Annotated in this window: 9 protein-coding genes; 7 read left to right on the top strand and 2 right to left on the bottom strand. The window is 63.7% G+C overall.

Annotated elements, in window-relative coordinates:
- Entirely contained in the window at nt 1-5388 is a 5388-nt protein-coding gene (locus tag AC4K8G_RS06535) for a HAMP domain-containing protein (RefSeq protein ID WP_491733354.1), read from the bottom strand.
- 275 nt (nt 5389-5663) lie between these two features.
- Here AC4K8G_RS06535 and ptsP point away from each other — a divergent pair, with 275 nt between their 5' ends.
- The 5 genes from ptsP to ftsH all read left to right on the top strand — a co-directional run bounded on the left by ptsP (nt 5664) and on the right by ftsH (nt 12884).
- Nucleotides 5664-7934, top strand: a complete 2271-nt coding sequence (gene ptsP, locus AC4K8G_RS06530) for a phosphoenolpyruvate--protein phosphotransferase (RefSeq protein ID WP_491733353.1) — start codon at nt 5664-5666, stop codon at nt 7932-7934.
- A 30-nt stretch (nt 7935-7964) separates the two neighbouring features.
- Nucleotides 7965-8816, top strand: coding sequence for a helix-turn-helix domain-containing protein (locus AC4K8G_RS06525; protein WP_491733352.1), 852 nt, complete (start codon nt 7965-7967; stop codon nt 8814-8816).
- A gap of 87 nt (nt 8817-8903) precedes the next feature.
- On the top strand, nt 8904-9827 hold the full coding sequence (locus AC4K8G_RS06520; protein WP_491733351.1) for a tetratricopeptide repeat protein: 924 nt from the start codon (nt 8904-8906) through the stop codon (nt 9825-9827).
- Nucleotides 9828-9835: 8 nt separating this feature from the next.
- A complete protein-coding gene (gene tilS / locus AC4K8G_RS06515) occupies nt 9836-10837 on the top strand; it encodes a tRNA lysidine(34) synthetase TilS (RefSeq protein WP_491733350.1) in 1002 nt (333 codons plus the stop codon).
- An 88-nt stretch (nt 10838-10925) separates the two neighbouring features.
- Nucleotides 10926-12884 carry an ATP-dependent zinc metalloprotease FtsH gene (gene ftsH / locus AC4K8G_RS06510; RefSeq protein WP_491733349.1) on the top strand — a complete coding sequence of 653 codons (1959 nt, stop codon included), beginning with the start codon at nt 10926-10928 and terminating at the stop codon, nt 12882-12884.
- Here the strand turns inward: ftsH and AC4K8G_RS06505 are convergent.
- Nucleotides 12881-13966: a DUF3667 domain-containing protein gene (locus tag AC4K8G_RS06505; RefSeq protein ID WP_491733348.1), complete on the bottom strand. Its 1086-nt coding sequence runs from the start codon at nt 13964-13966 to the stop codon at nt 12881-12883. The two genes, ftsH and AC4K8G_RS06505, sit on opposite strands and share 4 nt — an antisense overlap.
- Nucleotides 13967-14021: 55 nt before the next feature.
- Here AC4K8G_RS06505 and AC4K8G_RS06500 point away from each other — a divergent pair, with 55 nt between their 5' ends.
- Together AC4K8G_RS06500 and rsfS are read left to right on the top strand one after the other, a co-directional pair.
- Nucleotides 14022-14693, top strand: a complete 672-nt coding sequence (locus tag AC4K8G_RS06500) for a nicotinate-nucleotide adenylyltransferase (protein WP_491733347.1) — start codon at nt 14022-14024, stop codon at nt 14691-14693.
- Nucleotides 14674-15081, top strand: coding sequence for a ribosome silencing factor (rsfS, locus tag AC4K8G_RS06495; protein WP_491733346.1), 408 nt, complete (start codon nt 14674-14676; stop codon nt 15079-15081). The genes AC4K8G_RS06500 and rsfS overlap by 20 nt, the downstream gene beginning before the upstream one ends.
- Nucleotides 15082-15083: the final 2 nt, after the last annotated feature.

The following is a 15083-nucleotide window of genomic DNA, read 5'->3' as shown; positions in this document are numbered from 1 at the left end:
CTACTCGGCGGCCTCCAACGGCACCGGCATCGCTCCGGCGGCCGCCGTCTCGCGAGCGCGGGCTACCCACACGCGAAGCAGTGCAAGCAACAGCTCGATATCGACCGGCTTGGCGATGTAATCGGAAGCGCCCGCATCGAGGCACTTCTGGCGGTCGCCCTTCATCGCCTTAGCCGTAACCGCGATAAGCGGAAGGTCGGCAAGCTCGGGCAACCGCCGGATTTCCTGCATCGTCTCATAGCCGTCCATCTCGGGCATCATGATGTCGATCAGGGCGACATCGACGCCTGGGGTCTGTTCCAAGATCAGAATGCCGTCCTTCCCACGCTCGGCGTGGAGCACCTCCACGTCATGGCTCTCAAGAACGCTCGTAAGCGAGAAGATGTTGCGAATGTCGTCGTCGACGATCAGCACCTTGGCGCCGGCGAGCTCCGGAACCGGCCGCGCGGCAGCGGCTGCGGCGTCTGCAGCCTTGGGCTTGCGTCGGCGCTGGGGCTTCTTTTCGCCTTCCTCGCGAAGTGCGGTGAAGACTCGCACCAGGTCCGCACGCTCCGCGGGCTTTTCGGTGACCCCGAACGCCCCCATCGCAAGCACCGAGTGGCTACGGTCGACGCCCGAGATGACGTGGATCGGGAGCATCCTCGTATCCGGGTCGTGCTTCAGGAGGTCGAGCAGCACGAAGCCATCAATGTCGGAAAGTCCCAGGTCGAGCGTGATCGCCGTCGGCTGGAGCTTGCGCGCCATAGCCAATGTGCCCGCACCCGCAGTCGAAACGACACCCTTGAGATCGGCCTCATGCGCTGCATCGAGCAGGATCGAGGCGAACGTCGGATCATCCTCGACGATCAAGACGAATGGATCCTTGCCCAGGTCGTCGCGATCGTCGTTGACCTCAAAGCCGGTGGGAAGCGCGGTCGGGACAAGCGCACCGCTGTTCTCATAGCGGGCGGGCGTGCCCTCGACCGTGGTGGCGGACGCGGCTTCGGCTTCGAGCGGAACGTAGAGCGTGAAGGTCGACCCTTCGCCAGGGGTCGAGCTGACCTGCAGCTCACCACCAAGCAGGCGCGCGATCTCGCGGCTGATCGACAGGCCGAGCCCGGTGCCGCCATATTTGCGGCTGGTGGTGCCATCGGCCTGCTGGAACGCCTCGAAGATCAGCTTCTGCTTATCTTCGGGGATACCGATGCCGGTGTCCTTGACCGAAATCTTGATCGCCCGCTTGGCGTGGCTCAGCACCGAGTGGCTCGCGCTCCAGCCCTTGTCGGCACAACTGACGCCGAGCGTGACGCTGCCCTTCGAAGTGAACTTGAAGGCGTTGGACAGGAGGTTGAGGACGATCTGCTGAAGCCGCTTTTCGTCGGTCCGGATTGTCTCAGGCAGCTTGCCGTCGAATTCGACATTGAAGTCGAGGCCCTTGTCGGCGGCGAGCTGACGGAACGTCCGCTCCATATGCTGCTTGAGGTGCGCCATCGGCATGTCGCCGACCTCGATCGTGACCGTGCCCGATTCCACCTTCGACAGGTCGAGGATGTCGTTGATGAGGTTGAGCAGGTCGGAGCCCGCGGAGTTGATCGTCCGCGCGAACTCGACCTGCTTTTCGAGCAAATTGCCCTGGGCGTTGTCGGCCAGCAGCTTGGACAGGATGAGCAGCGAGTTGAGCGGGGTGCGAAGCTCGTGGCTCATGTTGGCCAGGAACTCGGACTTGTACTTGGAGGTGAGCGCCAGCTGCTCCGCCTTTTCCTCGAGCGCGCGGCGAGCCATTTCGATTTCGAGATTCTTCGCTTCGACCTGCTTCTTCTCGTTTTCGAGCAGCTGCGCCTTCTCCTGAAGCTCCTCGTTGGTCGCGTGGAGCTCCTGCTGCTTGCGGGTGAGCTCGGTCTGGCGGGCCTGAAGCTCCTGCGTGAGGAGCTGCGACTGCTTGAGCAGGCCCTCGGTGCGCATTGTCGCGGCGATCGTGTTCAACACGATGCCAACCGATTCCATCAGCTGGTCGAGGAAGCTCTGGTGGGTCTCGTTGAACTCGTTGAACGAGGCAAGCTCGATCACCGCCTTCACTTCATCTTCGAACAGGGCCGGCAGGATGTTGACGTTGGCCGGTTGGGCATGGCCGAGGCCTGAGCCGATGCGGATGAAGTCCGGCGGCACATCCTTGAGCACGATCGGCCGGCGGTCGGCCGCGGCTTGCCCGACGAGGCCTTCGCGCAGAGAGAACTCCTGCTTGATCGCATCGGGACTTTCGGCGCCGTAGCTTGCCACCAGCTCGAGCTTGGTTTCCTCTTCCTCGCGCTTGGTGACGTAGAACACGCCATATTGCGCGTTCACCAGCGGCGCGAGCTCGGACATGATGAGGTTCGACACGGTCGCAAGGTCGCGTTCGCCCTGAAGCATACGGCTGAAGCGGGCGAGGTTGGTCTTGAGCCAATCTTGCTCGGCGTTCTTGAGCGTCTGCTCCTTCAGGTTCGAGATCATCTCGTTGATCGTGTCCTTAAGCGCGGCGATTTCGCCTGACGCCTCGACCGCGATCGACCGGGTCAAGTCGCCCTTGGTCACGGCGATGGCGACCTCGGCGATCGAGCGCACCTGGTTGGTGAGGTTGGCCGCGAGCTGGTTCACGTTGTCGGTAAGGTCGCGCCACAGGCCGGCGGCGCCCGGCACGCGGGCCTGGCCGCCAAGCTTGCCCTCGATGCCGACCTCGCGAGCCATGTTGGTCACCTGGTCGCCGAAGGTCGACAGCGTATCGATCATGAAGTTGATGGTGTCGGCGAGCGCGGCGATCTCGCCCTTCGCATCCACGGTCAGCTTGCGCTTGAGGTTGCCCTGCGCAACCGCGGTCACAACTTCGGCGATGCCGCGCACCTGGTTGGTGAGGTTGGTCGCCATCAGGTTGACGTTGTCGGTGAGGTCCTTCCACGTTCCGCCGACGCCGGGCACGGCCGCCTGGCCGCCGAGCTTGCCCTCCGTACCGACTTCGCGGGCGACGCGCGTCACTTCGGACGCAAAGGCGTTCAGCTGGTCGACCATGGTGTTGATCGTGTTCTTGAGCGCGAGGATCTCGCCCTTCACGTCCACGGTGATCTTCTTGGACAAGTCGCCCTTGGCGACCGCGGTGGTCACGTCAGCGATGTTACGCACCTGGCCGGTCAAGTTCGCGGCCATCAGGTTCACGTTATCGGTCAAGTCCTTCCACGTGCCTGCGACGCCGCGCACCTGCGCCTGACCGCCGAGCTTTCCTTCCGTGCCCACTTCGCGGGCCACGCGGGTCACTTCCGAGGCGAACGAGTTGAGCTGGTCCACCATGGTGTTGATGGTGTTCTTGAGCTCCAGGATTTCGCCTTTGACGTCGACGGTGATCTTCTTCGAAAGGTCGCCCAACGCCACCGCGGTCGTCACTTCGGCGATGTTGCGGACCTGGCCGGTGAGGTTGGCCGCAAGCTCGTTCACGTTGTCGGTAAGGTCCTTCCAGGTACCGCCGACGCCTTCCACCTTGGCCTGGCCGCCGAGCTTTCCTTCCGAGCCCACTTCGCGGGCAACGCGAGTCACCTCGGACGCGAACGCATTCAACTGATCGACCATGGTGTTGATGGTGTTCTTGAGCTCGAGGATCTCGCCCTTCACGTCCACCGTGATCTTCTTCGACAAGTCGCCCTTGGCGACCGCGGTCGTCACCTCGGCGATGTTACGGACCTGGCCAGTCAGGTTGCCGGCCATCAAGTTCACGCTGTCGGTCAAGTCGGCCCAAGTGCCGGCGACGCCTTCCACCTGCGCCTGGCCACCGAGCTTTCCTTCCGAGCCCACTTCGCGGGCCACGCGGGTCACCTCGGAAGCGAACGAGTTCAGCTGGTCCACCATGACGTTGATGGTGTTCTTAAGCTCGAGGATCTCGCCCTTCACGTCGACGGTGATCTTCTTCGACAAGTCGCCGCGCGCAATGGCGGTGGTGACCTCGGCGATGTTACGCACCTGGCCGGTAAGGTTGTTCGCCAGCTGGTTCACGTTGTCGGTCAAGTCGGCCCAGGTTCCGGCGACGCCAGGCACTTCGGCCTGGCCGCCGAGCTTTCCTTCCGTGCCGACTTCGCGGGCCACACGGGTCACCTCCGAGGCGAAGCCGTTCAGCTGATCGACCATCGTATTGATGGTGTTCTTAAGCTCGAGAATTTCGCCTTTAACGTCGACGGTGATCTTCTTCGACAAGTCGCCGCGCGCGATCGCGGTTGTCACTTCGGCGATGTTGCGGACCTGGCCGGTCAAGTTGTTGGCCAGCTGGTTCACATTGTCAGTCAAGTCGGCCCAGGTTCCGGCGACTCCGGGCACCTGCGCCTGGCCACCGAGCTTTCCTTCAGTGCCGACCTCGCGTGCCACGCGCGTCACTTCCGAGGCGAAGCCGTTCAGCTGATCGACCATCGTGTTGATGGTGTTCTTCAACTCGAGGATTTCGCCCTTCACGTCGACGGTGATCTTCTTGGACAAGTCCCCCTTCGCCACCGCGGTCGTCACCTCGGCAATGTTGCGGACCTGGCCGGTCAAATTGTCGGCCATCAGGTTCACGTTGTCGGTGAGGTCCTTCCACGTGCCGGCGACGCCTTCCACGCGCGCTTGGCCGCCAAGCTTTCCTTCGGTGCCCACCTCGCGAGCGACGCGAGTCACTTCTGACGCGAAGCCGTTCAGCTGGTCGACCATGACGTTGATCGTATTCTTGAGCTCGAGGATCTCGCCCTTCACCTCGACGGTGATCTTCTTGGACAAGTCGCCGCGAGCCACGGCGGTGGTCACCTCTGCGATGTTGCGGACCTGGCCGGTAAGGTTGGTCGCCATCGCGTTCACGTTGTCGGTAAGGTCCTTCCAGGTGCCGGCGACGCCTTTCACCTTTGCCTGGCCGCCGAGCCGGCCCTCGGTGCCGACTTCGCGCGCCACGCGGGTCACTTCTGAAGCGAACGAGGCGAGCTGCTCGACCATCGCGTTCACGACCTTGCCGATGCGCAGGAATTCGCCCCGCAGCGGACGGCCGTCGATCTCGACGGTCATGGTTTGAGAGAGGTCACCCTTGGCGACGGCGCCGATGACGCGGGCCACTTCCGCGGTCGGCTGCACCATGTCCTCGATCAGTTCGTTGACGGAGCGGACGGCGCTTTCCCAACCGCCACGGGCATTCTTCACCCGCCCGCGCTGGGTGATCTTGCCCTCTTTGCCGACGACCTTTGAAAGCCGCTCGAACTCCTGGGTCATTTCCTCGTTGAGGGAGACCACTTCATTGAAAAGGCTGGCAATTTCGCCGTCGACGCCGTCCACATCCTCGGGAAGGCGGATGCTGAAGTCGCCACGGCGCAGCGCGCGAAGAGCGCTGACGAGCTGACGGCGATCGATAAAGTCCCGCGGGGCCTGGATATTCACTGATTACTCCGTGTGGCTACTCTCCCCCCACCCAGTTGATCCAAGCGCAGCCCCCCGGCTGCGAACGCACCCACTTTATCAGACGATTCGGTTTCTGCTTCCTAAAAATTAATCCGCATCGTCAACAGTTTGTCGCAGGACAGAGAGTCGACTCGATTCCCCCGACGGGAGGGCTCAACGCGCCGAAATCGTTTCGGGTCCAAATCGATTGTTCGGCCGTCCAGTTTCGAAACATTTGCGTTTTGTGAGCGGCGACCATCTGATAGCGCGCGATCATGGCCACCACCGCCGCCGCCTCAGCCCGGGAAATCCTGACCGGCCTTCACGAGGTCATGGCGAAGCGTGGATCGGCGCAGATCAAGCTCGATCGCGTGGTCAACCTCATTGCCGAGGCGATGGGGAGCGACGTCTGCTCCATCTACCTGCTGCGCGACAACGTGCTTGAGCTCTTCGCCACCCACGGCCTCCGTAAGGAAGCGGTGCACGTCACCAAGCTGCGCATGGGCGAAGGTCTGGTCGGCACGATCGCCGCGGAAGGGCGCATTCTCAACCTTGCCGAGGCGGCTGATCATCCCGCCTTCGCGTACCGGCCGGAGACCGGGGAAGAGAGCTTCCACAGTTTTGCCGGTGTGCCGATCGTCCGCCTTGAGAGTCCGATCGGCGTACTTGCCGTCCAGCATGCCGATCCGCGCCGCTACGAGGATGTCGAGATCGAAGCGTTGCAGACGGTGGCGATGGTGCTGTCCGAAATGATCGCCGGCGCACGGTTGGTCGACGGCGCGCGGCGCAGCCGGATGCGGAGCGCCGGCCCGCTGCGTCTTTCCGGTCTGAAGCTGGTTGCCGGGATGGCCAAGGGCATTGCCGTCTTCCACGAGCCGCGGATCGTGGTTGAGCATACGGTGGCGGATGACATCGAGGCCGAGCGCGAGCGGGTCTACTCGGCCTTCCGCAAGATGCGCGAGCAGATCGACAATATGGCCCGCGATGCCGAGTTCGGTACCACGGGCGAACATCAGGAGATCCTCGAGACCTATCGGATGTTCGCCTACGACGAAGGCTGGTCGCGGCGAATCAACGAAGCGATCGACAGCGGCCTGACCGCCGAAGCGGCGATTGAGCGCGTCCAGCAGCGCACCCGCGCGCGGATGCAGGAGATCGACGATCCGCTGCTTCAGGAGCGGATGCACGATCTCGAGGATCTCTCGAACCGGCTGCTCCGCATTGTTTCGGGTCGGATGGGAACGGCGGCGCAGACCGGGCTCACACACGACGCGGTGCTGGTCGCGCGCAATCTGGGCCCCGCCGAATTGCTGGAATATGATCGTCGCCGACTGAAGGGCGTATTGCTCGAAGAGGGCTCGCTGACCTCGCACATGGTGATCGTCGCGCGCGCGATCGGCGTGCCGGTGATCGGGCGGCTCAACGACATCCGCCACAGCGTCGAGGACGGAGAGCCGATCCTGGTCGATGGCGACAACGGCAGCGTGATCATCCGCCCGACCCGCGCTTTGCTGTCCGGCTTTGAGCATCGCATGGCGCTGAGCCAGAAGCGGCGGGCGGAATTCGCCGCGGTGCGCACGCTCCCGGCCGAGACCAAGGACGGCGTTCGCGCCAGCGTGATGGTCAATGCGGGGCTTGCCGAAGATGCAGCCGCGCTGGGGATGACCGGGGCCGATGGGATCGGGCTGTTCCGGACCGAATTCCAGTTCCTGGTGTCGGCGACCTTGCCGGGGCGGGAGCGGCAGCAGCGGCTTTACACCAAGGTGCTGCAGGCGGCGGGCAGCAAGCCCGTAGTGTTCAGGACCGTCGACATCGGCGGCGACAAGGCGCTGCCATATCTGTCCGATGACAGCGAGGAGAAAGCGGAGAACCCGGCGATGGGCTGGCGCGCGCTTCGCCTCTCGCTCGACCGGTCGACCCTGATGCGGGCCCAGGCGCGGGCGCTGATCGAAGCGTCGGGCGGCAAGGTGCTCCGCGTGATGTTTCCGATGATTTCCGAGCCGTGGGAATATGAGGAAGCGCGGGGCCTCTTCGAGCAGCAGATTGCCTGGGCCAAGCGCGCCAAGCGCAAGATGCCCAAGGAAATCCAGTTCGGCGCGATGCTGGAGGTGCCGGCGCTGGCTGAAATGCTCGACCAGCTATTACCGCGGGTCGATTTCCTCTCGATCGGGACCAACGATCTCACCCAATTTCTGTTCGCGGCGGACCGATCGGACCCGCGGCTTGCCCAGCGTTATGATTGGCTGAGCCCGGCGATCCTGCGCTTCCTCAAGCGCGTGATGGATGCGTGTCGTGCGGCCAATGTGCCGGTCCGGATATGCGGCGAGATGGCGGGGCGTCCGCTCGAAGCGATGGCGCTCGTTGGACTCGGCGCCGAGAATTTCTCCATCACGCCCGCTGGTGTCGGGCCGGTTAAGGCAATGATCCGGTCGCTCGATGCTTCTGCTATCCGCGAGCGCATGGAGCACATTCTGGCAAAGCCGCCGAAGGATATGCGCAAGGCGCTTCATGACTGGGCGCGAAGGCATGGAGTTACAATCGATTGACACGCGCGGCTGAGCCTTCAAACAAGTGGCATGCCCAAGCGCGACACTGAAAGCGAGCCGATGGACGAAGAGCTGGTCGAGTCGGACGTTCCCACGGTTGGTCAGCGGCTGCGAGCCGCGCGCGAGGAGATGAAGCTCAGCCTCGAAGACATCGCGGCACAGACCCGCATCCCGCAACGCCATCTTGAAAGTATCGAAACCGCGGACTGGGATCATCTTCCCGCGCCCACCTACACGGTTGGTTTTGCGAAGAGCTACGCCTCCGCGGTCGGCCTCGACCGCACGGAGATCGGCGAACAGCTGCGCGAGGAGATGGGCGGACAGCGCTTCGCGACCGCCCAAACCGAAGTGCTGGAGGCTGCCGATCCGGCGCGAACCATGCCCAAATGGCTGGTGTTCGGCGCCATCGCCGCCGTTATTCTGCTGATTGTCATCATGAGCTGGCTCAATCGCCGCTCGCTGGACCAGACCGAAGAACCGGCGCCGCCACCCGTCACGACCGCGCCGGCGCAACAACCCGCTCCACCGCCAACCCAGCCCGCCGCTGCGTCTGGCCCTGTCGTGCTCACCGCCACCGGCCCGGCGTGGATCCAGGTCACCGACCAGGGCAAGACGCTGTTCCAGGGCGAGCTTGCCGCGGGTCAGACCTATGCGGTGCCGCCGACGGCGGTCGCGCCATTGTTGAAGGCGGGGAAGCCGGAGGCCTTGCAGATCAAGGTTGGCGCCGCGACAGCGCCGACGGTCGGGCCGCCGGGCAAGGTGGCGGCAAATGTCAGCCTGAAGCCGGTCGATTTGATGCGCGGCCCGGCGCAACCCGTGACGGTGACTCCGCCGCCCACGACTTCGCCGCCCGCCACCATTACAAATAGCGCCGCCCAGTAAGTTTCATCGTCGATTCATCTGCGGGAAAGCCGCAGCGGGGCACAGACAGGCAACACCAAGCGGGGTGATTTCGTGATTTCCAAGAGTATGATTTCCGCATTGGCGGCCGGCGCTGCAATGGTTGCGCTGGTGCCGTCAGCAGCGAACGCTCAGCGCCAGCAACCGACGCCGGAGCAGCGGCTCGACCGCCTCGAAAAGCAAGTGCAGCAGGTCCAGCGGCAAGTCTTTCCAAAGGGCCGGCCGGCCGACACCGCGGGCTTTTCCGACGAGCCCGCCGCCACGCAGTCCTCGGTGATGACTCTCGACCAGAGGCTCGACGCGCTGGAGCGGCAGGTCGCCGACATGCTCCGCCAGACCGAAGAGAATGGAAACCGGCTGCAATCGCTCCAAGGTGACCTCGGCCAACTCCGCACCAACCAAGAGCAGCGGATCTCGACACTCGAGCAACGCATGAACGACGCGGCGAGCGCAGCGCCTGCTACGGGTCCTGGTCTTGCCGATGCGGCTCCGGTTGTTCAGCCTCCAAAAGGCAAGCCACTACCGCCCAAGACGCAGCCGCCCAAGCCTGTTGCGGTTGCAACGCCAGTCCCCGGTGATGGAGCGCCTGCTGTTGCCGCGACCGACCCCGGCGAAGATGCGTACAGCGAAGGCTTCCGGATGTGGCAGGCAGGGCAATATGACGGTGCCATCACCTCGCTGCGCGCCTTCACCGCTGCCTATCCGAAGCATCGCCGCGCGAGCTATGCCAACAATCTGGTCGGCCGCGCGCTGCTCGATAAGGGAGAGCCGCGGGCCGCAGCCGAGGCTTTGCTTGCGAATTATCGCAACAACCCCACGGGCGAGCGAGCGCCGGATAGCCTGTTTTATCTTGGCCAGGCGCTGATGAAACTCGGACAGCCCGGCCAGGCGTGTAAAGCTTATGCAGAGCTCGACGCCGTCTATGGCGCGAAGATCCGTCCCGACCTCAAGAAGCTCGAGACCGACGCCAAGACCCAGGCGCAGTGCAGCTAGAGGTATCGATGGCCAAAGCTGCACCTGCCGTTGAACCAAGCCTGACGCCCGACCAGGCGCTGGTCGATCGCTTCAGCCGCGACCTCAACATGCTGATTCCGGCCGGCGAGAAGATCGGCGTGGCGGTATCAGGGGGTCCCGATAGCCTCGCGCTGCTTCTTCTGGCTGCCGCCGCGCGCCCAGGGTTGGTTGTGGCCGCGACGGTCGATCATGCGCTTCGCGACGAAAGCCGGACCGAAGCCGAGCTGGTCGCCGGCATTTGCGAGAAGCTTGGCGTTCCGCACTCCATCCTTATCGTCGAATGGAAGGAGAAGCCGGAGAGCGCGATCCAGGAGCGGGCGCGCAAGGCCCGCTATGGGCTGCTGGGCCGTTGGGCGGCTGAGCAGAGTGTCAGAGCGATACTCACCGGCCATCACGCCGATGATCAGGCCGAAACGCTGCTGATGCGGTTGATCCGCGGTGCAGGCGTGAAGGGGCTGGCCGGCATGCGCCGCCTTGCCCGGACTCCGGGCGCGAATCTTGTGCTCCTTCGGCCGCTTCTTGGCTGGCGGCATGCAGAGCTTGAGCAATTGTGCGCGGACGTCGGCATCAAGCCCGTCGACGATCCCAGCAACGGCGATGACAAGTTCGAGCGGGTGCGCATCCGTGAGGCGCTGAAAGGCGCGGACTGGTTCAATCCGGGCGCGGTGGCGGCCAGCGCCGCGAACCTCGCGCAGGCCGATGCCGCCCTGCAGTGGGCGGTGACGCAGGAGTGGAAGCGGGCCGTCGCCAAGCAAGACGGCCAGATCATCTACCGCCCAACGACCGATGCGCCGCGCGAAATTCGGCGGCGGGTCGCTCGGCGCGCTATCCTGGCACTCGCATCCGAAGGCAGCGGGGACATCCGCGGCCCGGCGCTCGAGAAGGTCCTGATGGCCTTGACCAAGGGACAGCGTGTGACGCTCCGCGGGGTCCTATGCATCGGTGGCCCGCAATGGCGCTTCGCCAAGGCGCCGCCGCGCCGCGCCTAAGCGTTCACCCGGCTTCAAGGCTCGCATTGTTATTGGACTGGATGCGCCTATTTTAGGCGCATGCGCATTGCCGCGCCGGAAGAAGAAGATGAACGACAAGGAAAAGAAGCCCGGTAACCCGTGGACGAAGAGCCTGCTGATATGGGCAGGGGTCGTCTTCGCCCTGATCCTGTTCGTTCAAATGATCGACGGCGGCTCCCGCGCCGACACCGGCCAGGCCATTCCTTATTCCGAATTCGTTCGCCAGGTCGACGAGGGCAATGTCCGCACGGTCGTGATGGCCGCCGGCGGAGAGAGCAGTAATTCCTCAATTTCGGGCAAGCTCGACAGCGGCGAGAATTTTCATACCATTGCCCCTGCGGGCTCGAACATCGCCGATCGCATGGTCCAGAAGGGCGTCGCCGTTCAGGTGAAGGCTGAGGAGCAGTCGAGCATCTGGCTCTACATGCTCTACAACAGCCTGCCGTTCCTACTGATCCTCGGCATCAGCTTCTTCGTGATGCGGCAGATGCAGAAGAACGCCGGCTCCGGCGCGATGGGCTTTGGCAAGAGCCGTGCCCGCATGCTCACGCAGAAGGAAGGTCGCGTGACCTTCGCCGATGTCGCGGGCATCGACGAGGCGCGCGAGGAGCTGCAGGAGATCGTCGAGTATCTCAAAGACCCGGGCAAGTTCGCCCGGCTCGGCGGGAAAATCCCGAAGGGCGCGCTGCTCGTCGGGCCTCCGGGTACCGGCAAGACGCTGCTTGCGCGCGCTATCGCCGGCGAAGCGGGCGTTCCCTTCTTCACCATCTCGGGCTCGGACTTCGTCGAGATGTTCGTCGGCGTCGGTGCGAGCCGCGTCCGCGACATGTTCGATCAGGCCAAGAAGAGCGCGCCGTGCATCGTGTTCATCGATGAAATCGACGCGGTCGGCCGCCATCGCGGCGCCGGGCTCGGCAACGGCAACGACGAGCGCGAGCAGACCCTGAACCAGCTCTTGGTCGAGATGGATGGCTTCGAAGCGAACGAAGGCATCATCATCATTGCCGCGACCAACCGTCCCGACGTGCTCGATCCGGCGCTGCTCCGCCCCGGCCGCTTCGACCGCCAAGTGGTCGTTCCGCGCCCCGACATCGACGGCCGCGAGCAGATCCTCGGTGTCCACATGAAGAAGGTGCCGCTGGCGCCCGACGTCGACCCGCGCGTAATCGCTCGCGGTACGCCCGGTTTCTCCGGCGCTGATCTTGCGAACCTCGTCAACGAGGCCGCGCTGCTTGCCGCCCGCAAGGGTAAGCGGCTGGTGGCGATGCAGGAGTTTGAGGACGCCAAGGACAAAGTGCTGATGGGCACCGAGCGCAAGTCGATGGTGATGACCGAGGACGAGAAGCGCATGACCGCCTATCACGAGGCGGGTCACGCGATCGTGGCGCTCCACGAGCCCGCGTCCGATCCGATCCACAAGGCTACGATCATCCCGCGCGGTCGTGCGCTCGGCTTGGTCATGCGTCTCCCGGAGCGGGACAGCTACAGCTATCACCGCGACAAGATGTACGCGAACCTCGCCGTCGCGATGGGTGGACGCGTCGCCGAAGAAGTCATCTTCGGGTACGACAAGGTCTCGTCCGGCGCCTCTTCCGATATCCAATATGCGACCAGCCTGGCCCGCGACATGGTCACGCGCTGGGGCATGTCCGATGCGCTCGGGCCGCTCCAATATGCCGACCCGGACGAGGAAGTTTTCCTAGGCTATTCGGTCAATCGCACGCGACAGATGTCCAACGAGACCGCGCAGGCAATCGACAGCGAAATCCGCAAGGTCGTCGAGGATGGCTATGCCCGTGCCAAGCATCTGCTCGATGAGCATCGCGGCGAGCTCGAGAGCCTTGCACAGGCCCTTCTCGAATATGAGACGCTGAGCGGCGATGAGATCAAGAAGGTCATCGCCGGTGAGACGATCGACCGTGGCGGCGCCAAGGGGCCGGCTATCCCGGCGGCGGGCTCGTCGATTCCGAAAGCCAAGCGGCCCAAGCCTGGGACGATCGGCGGTCCGGCGGCAGCTGGCGCTTAAACCTCGCCCAGCCCGACGATCAGGGTCGTAAACAGCCCAATCCCGGCGAAGGCGAAGCCGATCAGCAAAGTGGTTCGCCACAATGCGCCCCAGCGCCCGAGACCATATGCCCCCTTCAGCTGGCGATACATGTGTATGGGCGGCACGAAGAACAGCAGCGTGGCGATGGTTGGCAGCACCAGTCCGACGACGCTTCCGACCGTCAGCAGCAGCATCATGAAGCAGATGGAGTAGGTCACGAAGACGGTGTGATCGTACACCCGGAAGCGCCGGCTGAACGGAAACAGCAGCCATACGAACGGCACGGAAATCGGGATTAGCGCCCAGCTAAACTTATAGGCGTTGCTCTTGATCTTGTAGAACAGCAGCTCGGGATTCTTGCCCGCCTTGCCTATGAAATTCCCGATCCATCCGGGAACACCATCGTCACGGATGTTCACGGTGGTAGGCTTGACGCCGCGCCTGTCTAACTCGTCTGCGTTAAGGGTGCTGATCTTCAGTCCCTTTTGCACCGACTGGATTGCAGAGAGTTCCGACTTCGCTTCGTGCAGTTTCTCATCGAGCTTCGCCGTTGGCTTGGCCGCCTTGACCGCCGTTGTGCGCTCGGCCTCGAGCCGCGCGATGCGGCTGCTGGCCTTGCTGGCCTCGTTCGAAATATCCTGCCGCGACAGGGTCGAAGGCATGCCATCGAGGCTTCCGGTTAGGCCCATGACGGCGAACGTGAGGAACACGCAGAAGAGGAAGAGTGCGATGGGCGATACGAAACGCGCGCGCTGTCCGTCGATGTACCGGCGAATGAGCTCGCCCGGACGCCACACGAGCATCGGCAGTGTGCGCCATATCTTGCCCTCGAAATGAAGCACGCCGTGCAGGAAGTCGTGAAAGAATGACGAGAGCGTGCGATGCACGTGCGCATGCTGTCCGCACTCGTGGCAAAACGGGCCCGCCAGATCAGCGCCGCAATTCAGGCATTTGGTTTCGTGAGTCAGGCCGTCGGGCCCGACTTCACCAGCGTTCGGCTCGACCGCACGGCCGATGATCCCGCCGGTCACTGCATCGCCCAGGCTTTCGAGATTCCCCATCGTCACCCCCATTGCAACATTAGGCGCGCTTGGGTGCTCATGCTAGCGGTTCGGCATGCGCATTGGGCTTCTCGGCGGTTCGTTTAATCCGGCTCACCGGGGTCACCGCCACGTGAGCATCGCGGCCATGCGCGCCCTCAGCCTGGACGAGGTGTGGTGGCTGGTCTCGCCCGGAAATCCGCTCAAGGACGGAGCTAAGGACATGGCGCCGTTCGAGGCGCGTCACGCTTCGGCAGTAGGCGCGGCGCGCGGCACGCTGATCCGCGTTAGCGATTTCGAGCGGCGCGCCGGCTCCCGCTATACCGTCGACACAGTCCGCAAGTTGAAGCGATTGCACCCGGAACACCAGTTCATTTGGTTGCTTGGAAGCGACACACTGCCAAATTTTCACAAATGGCGTGATTGGAGGGGGTTAGCGCGCGAACTGCCGATTGCGGTGATTCCACGGCGCGGTTATGATTCAACTGCCCACGCGGCGCGCGCGATGGGCTGGCTGAGAAGGTTCGTCCATCCTCCCGGCCAGGCACGAAGCTGGACGGACTGGAGTGCACCGGCGATCTTATTCCTTCGCCTGCCGCCCGACCCGACGTCCGCTACCGCCATTCGCGCGAACGACCCCAACTGGCATCGCCGAACGAAAACGCGGACTGAGCGTTCGTCTCGTTTCGGTTGGCTAATGTCGCCGCTCAAGCACACAGGGAGAGCCCTTGACCGAACGTCCAGCTGAGACCGCCGCCGTCGACAACGGCCGCCCTCCCTTCGACGTCGAAGACCTGCACAAGCTCGTTTTGCAATCGCTTGACGACGATCAGGCGCAGGAGGTCGTAAGCATCCCCCTCGTCGGGAAATCCAACATCGCGGACCACATGGTCGTCGCCTCCGGCCGGTCGACGCGGCAGGTCGCGTCGATGGCCGTTAAGCTTGCCGACAAGATTAAAGAGCGATTTGGCAGAAGCGTGAGGATCGAGGGGCTTCCGGCCGCGGACTGGGTGCTGATCGATGCTGACGATGTGATCGTCCACATATTCCGCCCCGAAGTCAGGAATTTTTACAATTTGGAGCGAATGTGGGCGTTTGGCGATGATTCGAGCGTAAGCGCCACTGGGCGCGGGTGAGG

This window comes from Sphingomonas sp. SP3 (assembly GCF_058514305.1).
This window is presented reverse-complemented; position numbering and strand designations above follow the sequence as displayed.

What these genes read in the sequence shown, in the direction of transcription:
- ptsP (WP_491733353.1), top strand. Translation starts at nt 5,664, where the DNA reads ATGGCCACCACCGCCGCCGCCTCAGCCCGGGAAATCCTGACCGGCCTT.
- AC4K8G_RS06525 (WP_491733352.1), top strand. Translation starts at nt 7,965, where the DNA reads ATGCCCAAGCGCGACACTGAAAGCGAGCCGATGGACGAAGAGCTGGTC.
- AC4K8G_RS06520 (WP_491733351.1), top strand. Translation starts at nt 8,904, where the DNA reads ATGATTTCCGCATTGGCGGCCGGCGCTGCAATGGTTGCGCTGGTGCCG.
- tilS (WP_491733350.1), top strand. Translation starts at nt 9,836, where the DNA reads ATGGCCAAAGCTGCACCTGCCGTTGAACCAAGCCTGACGCCCGACCAG.
- ftsH (WP_491733349.1), top strand. Translation starts at nt 10,926, where the DNA reads ATGAACGACAAGGAAAAGAAGCCCGGTAACCCGTGGACGAAGAGCCTG.
- AC4K8G_RS06505 (WP_491733348.1), bottom strand. Translation starts at nt 13,966, where the DNA reads ATGGGGAATCTCGAAAGCCTGGGCGATGCAGTGACCGGCGGGATCATC.
- AC4K8G_RS06500 (WP_491733347.1), top strand. Translation starts at nt 14,022, where the DNA reads ATGCGCATTGGGCTTCTCGGCGGTTCGTTTAATCCGGCTCACCGGGGT.